Origin of the sequence: Erwinia sp. Leaf53 (assembly GCF_001422605.1) — a bacterium.
Lineage (GTDB): Bacteria > Pseudomonadota > Gammaproteobacteria > Enterobacterales > Enterobacteriaceae > Erwinia.
Window position 1 is genome coordinate 1 of record NZ_LMLK01000013.1, and the last position, 5,179, is coordinate 5,179.

General features: G+C 60.8%; 5 protein-coding genes and 3 pseudogenes. 6 read left to right on the forward strand and 2 right to left on the reverse strand.

The window, feature by feature from the left end:
- The 5 genes and pseudogenes from ASF13_RS24315 to ASF13_RS11565 form a co-directional block, all read left to right on the forward strand.
- Positions 1–98: pseudogene (locus tag ASF13_RS24315) on the forward strand (hydrolase); the annotation flags it as partial.
- Positions 99–146: 48 nt separating this feature from the next.
- Complete coding sequence (locus ASF13_RS11555; protein WP_056236404.1) at positions 147–566, forward strand: DoxX family protein; 420 nt, start codon at positions 147–149, stop codon at positions 564–566.
- Positions 563–2,143 (forward strand): MFS transporter, encoded by a 1,581-nt coding sequence (locus ASF13_RS11560; RefSeq protein WP_056236405.1) that lies wholly within the window; start codon positions 563–565, stop codon positions 2,141–2,143. Before ASF13_RS11555 ends, ASF13_RS11560 begins: the two co-directional genes overlap by 4 nt.
- Before the next feature lie 75 nt (positions 2,144–2,218).
- Complete coding sequence (locus ASF13_RS25315; protein ID WP_082502346.1) at positions 2,219–2,452, forward strand: type II toxin-antitoxin system RelE/ParE family toxin; 234 nt, start codon at positions 2,219–2,221, stop codon at positions 2,450–2,452.
- 147 nt (positions 2,453–2,599) lie between these two features.
- Complete coding sequence (locus ASF13_RS11565; protein WP_056236407.1) at positions 2,600–2,935, forward strand: DNA-binding transcriptional regulator; 336 nt, start codon at positions 2,600–2,602, stop codon at positions 2,933–2,935.
- On the opposite strand, the pseudogene ASF13_RS11570 reads toward ASF13_RS11565, so the two are convergent.
- Both ASF13_RS11570 and ASF13_RS11575 read right to left on the reverse strand, forming a co-directional pair.
- Positions 2,932–3,700: pseudogene (locus tag ASF13_RS11570) on the reverse strand (1,6-dihydroxycyclohexa-2,4-diene-1-carboxylate dehydrogenase). The gene ASF13_RS11565 and the pseudogene ASF13_RS11570 sit on opposite strands and share 4 nt — an antisense overlap.
- 327 nt (positions 3,701–4,027) lie before the next feature.
- A complete protein-coding gene (locus ASF13_RS11575; RefSeq protein ID WP_056236409.1) occupies positions 4,028–4,936 on the reverse strand; it encodes a LysR substrate-binding domain-containing protein in 909 nt (302 codons plus the stop codon).
- Between the two features lie 130 nt (positions 4,937–5,066).
- Between ASF13_RS11575 and ASF13_RS24320 the strand changes: the two are divergent.
- Positions 5,067–5,179 (forward strand): annotated as a pseudogene (locus ASF13_RS24320) (hydrolase); the annotation flags it as partial.

The following is a 5,179-nucleotide window of genomic DNA, read 5'->3' on the forward strand; positions in this document are numbered from 1 at the left end:
CGGTGATGGACCTGGTGCGCGAGCACAGCGGCGCCTACGGCATGGGCGTTGATTACGCCTACACCCTGGTACACAAAGCCCCGGCCCGTAAAGCCTGATTATCCCTTAACGCCGGAAGCCACCGTGGCTTCCGGCAGGAGCCTGCCATGCGTAATTCCCCTGTTTTTGCTCTGCCTGCTTCACCGATCTCATCAACGGCCGTCCGCTGGCTGGCGCTGCTGGCAATCTGTTCTGCGTATCTGCAGGGTGGGCTGGTCAAACTGCTGGACTTCCCCGGAGCCATCGCGGAAATGCAGCATTTTGGCCTGTCACCGGCGGCACCGATGGCGATGGCGGTGATTGTGCTGGAACTGGGCGCGTCACTGCTGATCCTCAGCGGCCGGTTACGCTGGCTGGGCGCGCTGGCGCTGGCGCTGTTTACCCTCGCCGCCACCTTTATGGCTAACCGCTTCTGGCAGGTGCCGGTTGCGGAACGCGGGATGGTGATGAACGGTTTCTTTGAGCACCTCGGCCTGGCGGGCGCGCTGGTGTACGTCGCATGGCATGATTTACGGAGCCAGAAATGAGCCAGAACAGTGAGACGGGTGCTTTCGCACCGCTGAAGCAGGGGCTGTTCGCGATGATCTGGGCGGCCACCATCCTCGGTAACACCGGCAGCTTTATGCGTGACGTCGCCAGTTCGTGGCTGGTGACCGGGCTGTCGTCGAATCCGGCCGCCGTGGCGCTGATGCAGACCGCCGCCACCCTGCCGATTTTTCTGCTGGCGATCCCGGCCGGGGTGTTGTCTGACATCCTTGACCGCCGTCGCCTGCTGATTTTTGTTCAGCTGCTGCTGGCCAGCGTCAGCGCCACGCTGCTGATTCTGTCGCAGAACAACCTGCTGACCGTTGAGTATCTGGTGGCGCTGACCTTTATCGGCGGTATCGGCGCGGCGCTGATGGGCCCGGCCTGGCAGGCGATCGTGCCGGAACTGGTGGCGCGGCCGCAGCTGAAAAACGCCGTGGCGCTGAACTCGCTTGGCATCAATATTGCCCGCGCCGTCGGCCCGGCCACCGGCGGCCTGCTGCTGGCGGCGCTGGGTGCCTGGGCGGCCTACGGTGCCGACGTGCTGAGCTATGTATTTGTCATCGCCGCGCTGCTGCTGTGGAAGCGGCCGCACAAACCGCAGAACGAACTGTCCGAGCACTTCCTCGGCGCGTTTCATGCCGGTATCCGCTACGTGAAGGCCAGCCGCGAGCTGCACCGGGTGCTGCTACGTTCGGCCATCTACTTCTTCTTCGCCAGCGCCATCTGGGCACTGCTGCCGCTGGTTGCCCGCAATCTGCTGCAGGGAACGGCCGGGTATTATGGCGTGATGCTGGGAGCGGTGGGTATTGGTGCGATTGTCGGCGCGCTGCTGCTGCCGACGCTGCGCCAGCGGATGAACGTGGACGGGCTGATGCTGGTGTCGGCGCTGCTCTCCGCCGCCGTGATGCTGCTGATTGCCCTGCTGCCGGTTAAGGCGCTGGCGCTGCCGCTGATGGTGCTGCTGGGCGTCAGCTGGATTATCGCGCTGACCTCGCTGAACGGGGTGGCGCAGTCGGTGCTGCCGGACTGGGTGCGCGGTCGTGGCCTGGCGGTGTACCTGATGATATTCAACGGCGCGATGGCGGCCGGCAGCCTGTTCTGGGGCCTGGTTGCCGCGAAAACCGGCCTGGTGGCAACGCTGCTGACTGCTGCCGCCCTGCTGACTCTGACGGCGATTATCTGCCTGCGCATTAAGCTGCCGGCCGGTGAAGCGGATCTGCAGCCGTCCGGCCACTGGGACGAACCGCAGATCAACGGCGAGGTGACCGCCGACCGCGGCCCGGTAATGATTCAGATTGAGTACCGGATTGCGCAGGAGGATCGCCCGGCGTTTCTGGCGGAGATTAAGAAACTGTCGCTAACCCGCCGCCGTGACGGTGCCTATGCCTGGGGCATTGCCGAACACAGCCACGACGCGAATAAGCTGATTGAGTGGTTCCTGGTCGAGTCCTGGCACGAGCATCTGCGCCAGCACCAGCGCGTTTCCAACGCCGATGCCGATCTGCAGAGCAGCGTGACCCGCTTCCACCAGGGTGAGGAGAAACCGCAGGTGCACCACTTTATTTCGCTGCATTAAATTTGTACTGTTGGTTGTGAATGCCCGTAAGCAAGACTATAGTCATGCTTACGGTTTTTTATGGGGTAACGGACTATGCCAATCTTGCTAACACCTGAATTCGATCGGGATAGAAAACGATTTTTTATCAGTGATAAAAAACTGTGTAAAGCGGCTGAGCTGGTCAGAAAAGGATCACATGATGGGCACCTGGGACGTAGCGTTTACAAAAAACGGCTGGGAACTGCGGGAACGGGAGCCAGAGATGGGGCACGCTCCATCATTTTTTTGCTCAAGGCGAGCATTTATATTTTTTCGATATTTATGTAAAAAGTGAGTTATCGAAGAAGAAAGGTAAGGAGCTGGAAGATGATGAGATTGCAACCTATTGTGATCTCGCTCAGGACTTTTTACTGATGAGTGATGTTGTGAGACAGCGACTTGTCACTGACAGAGAATTAATTGAGGTACTGTGTGATGACTGAACGCTTAAAACGCCTGCAGGGTATGGCAGAACGCTATAACAAGCTGGGTGCTGTTTCAGATGAAACCGTAGAGCGTGTTAATGCTCGTCTGAAGGCACGCCAGCTTCGTGACCGCCTACCGAAACTTCGTCAAATGGACGGCGCACAGATCAAAAATGTACGCACACGCTATGGATTGTCTCAAAGCGATTTGGCAGAAACACTTGGAATGTCTGTCGAGAGCGTTTCCAAGTGGGAGCGCAATGAAAGCCAGCCAGGTAATGCTGCATTGCGCATTCTTAATACTATTGAAGTGAAGGGGCCGGAAGTTTTCGCCGATATGGCCTAACCCAAATCGCCCCCCGCCACCGGCAGTACCGTGCCGGTGATATAGCTGGCCTCGTCGCTGGCGAGGAACAGGATCGCGGCGGCCTGCTCCGCCAGCGTGCCGTAGCGGTGCAGCAGGCTGGCGGTGCAGGTCTGATCCACCACCTGCTGATACCAGCTCTGCTCCTGGTCTGATGCGGTTTCCTGATTACGCGGCGTCAGCCGTGGCGGCGCCTCGGTGCCGCCGGGGGCGGTGGCGTTGATGCGGATATTGTATCCGGCATACTCCATCGCCAGCGAGCGGGTCAGCGCGTTGACCCCACCTTTGCTGGCCGAGTAGGGCACGCGGTTGATGCCTGCGGTGGCGGTGGATGAGACGTTAACGATGCTGCCGCCGCCCTGCGCCAGCATCAGCGGCAGCACCGCGCGGCAGCCCCACAGCGCCGGAAACAGCGAGCGGCGCACCTCTGCTTCTATCTGCTGCGAAGAGTATTCCGCGAAGGGGCGTGCCCATATCGTGCCGCCGACGTTATTGATCAGCACGTCAATGCGCCTGCACTTTATCAACGGCGCGTGACGTTGCCTGCCACTGTTCCAGGTCGGCACGCAGCGCCAGCACTTCAACGCCGCTTTTTTCCAGCTCCTCCTGCCGTGCCCAGACGTAACCGGCACGGTCAATCAGCGCCAGCCTGGCGCCTTCCGCCGCCGCCCGTTCGGCCACCGCGCGGCCGATACCCTGCGCGGCTCCGGTGACTACCATCACTTTTCCTGTAAAACGTCCGTTCATACTGCCTCCCTGTCTGTAATGGGGCAGGCGCAGGCGGGTGCCGCGCCTGAAATCCTGATAACACCGGCAGTATTTCCCGATCGTTTCGCCAGATGCTATGGGAGGAATTACGATAAAAGACCGGCAAGGCAACGCCGGGCTGAGCGGATCCCGCCCCAGTTGCGCTGGCGCGTATACCGGGGCAGAAGAGTGAAACGGCTTCCGGCAGAGAGGAAAGAGAGAAGAGGGAAGAGGGAAGCGATAATTTAGCTGAAACCGCTCTGTCGCGCGGATTCAGTCTGTGACCACTCAGCTAACCGGCCAGCAGGGCGCTGGCCGGCAATGCCATTACAGCGGCGCGTACACCGAGCTGATACCCTCAAAGTTCTGCAGCTTCTCACGCCACCAGCTGGCGGCGTTGCCGCCTGAGGTCTTGTTCCAGGCGAGGAACGCCTCGTCGCGGCGCGCTTCGCTGTCCAGCTGGCGCTCGACCAGCCGGCCGCTGGCCAGGTGCGGGGCGGCCAGGTAGCGCGGCAGATAGCCGCAGCCCAGCCCGTCCAGCTGCGCCTGTACCTTATCCGCGAAGCTGTGCACGCTGAGGATCGGCTGATCGTCCAGCACCCGCAGGTCAATGCCTTCGGCGTGGCGTGAGCTGTCGTTGACCACCACCGCGCGGTACTGGCGAATCTGCTCGCGCAGCAGCGGGCCGGGCAGCGCCGCCAGCGGGTGATCGGGGGCGATGGCAAACGCGTACTCCAGCCACCCCACCGGCACGTAGTCAATGCCGCCCTGGCGCGCCGGCGGCTGCACCGCGCCAAACACGATATCCGCTTCGCCGTAGCTCAGCGCTTCCCAGCAGCCGGCCAGCACGTCGTGACGGAACAGCAGCCGGGTGTGCTGGTGATGCTGGTAAAACTCGTCGATCAGCGGCGACAGCAGCGCAAACGGCACCGAAGCATCGAGGCTGATGGTCAGCTTGCTCTCCCAGCCGCTTTCAACGTACTGCGCCTGCTGCTCCAGCTCGCCGACGGCGCGCAGCAGCACCCGGCCCTTCTCCAGCATCAGCCGCCCGGTGGGCGTAAAGGTGGCGCGGTGGCCGGAGCGATCCAGCAGGGTGATGTTCAGATCGCTCTCCATCTTCTGCACGGTATAGCTCAGCGCGGAGGCGGTTTTAAACAGCCTGGCCGCGGCCGCGGCAAAGGTGCCGTGGCGGTCCAGCGCATCCAGAATCAGCAGCGCTTCAAGGTTTAATCGCATGGTTTTCCCCAACCCAAAAATTGTTTAACAACAACCCGAATTCTTTCCGTTATCAACGCAGGCCCGCATTTCGTATTGTGTCAACACGCAAGACGAACCGAAAAAAATCAAACTTACTGAGGATATAAAAATGTCTAAATTCGACCTGCTGGACCCACAGAACTCCACCCTGATCTTTATCGACCATCAGCCGCAGATGTCGTTCGGCGTCGCCAACATCGACCGCCAGCAGCTGAAAAACAA

What these genes read in the sequence shown, in the direction of transcription:
- ASF13_RS11565 (WP_056236407.1), top strand. Translation starts at nt 2,600, where the DNA reads ATGACTGAACGCTTAAAACGCCTGCAGGGTATGGCAGAACGCTATAAC.
- ASF13_RS11555 (WP_056236404.1), top strand. Translation starts at nt 147, where the DNA reads ATGCGTAATTCCCCTGTTTTTGCTCTGCCTGCTTCACCGATCTCATCA.
- ASF13_RS11575 (WP_056236409.1), bottom strand. Translation starts at nt 4,936, where the DNA reads ATGCGATTAAACCTTGAAGCGCTGCTGATTCTGGATGCGCTGGACCGC.
- ASF13_RS11560 (WP_056236405.1), top strand. Translation starts at nt 563, where the DNA reads ATGAGCCAGAACAGTGAGACGGGTGCTTTCGCACCGCTGAAGCAGGGG.
- ASF13_RS25315 (WP_082502346.1), top strand. Translation starts at nt 2,219, where the DNA reads ATGCCAATCTTGCTAACACCTGAATTCGATCGGGATAGAAAACGATTT.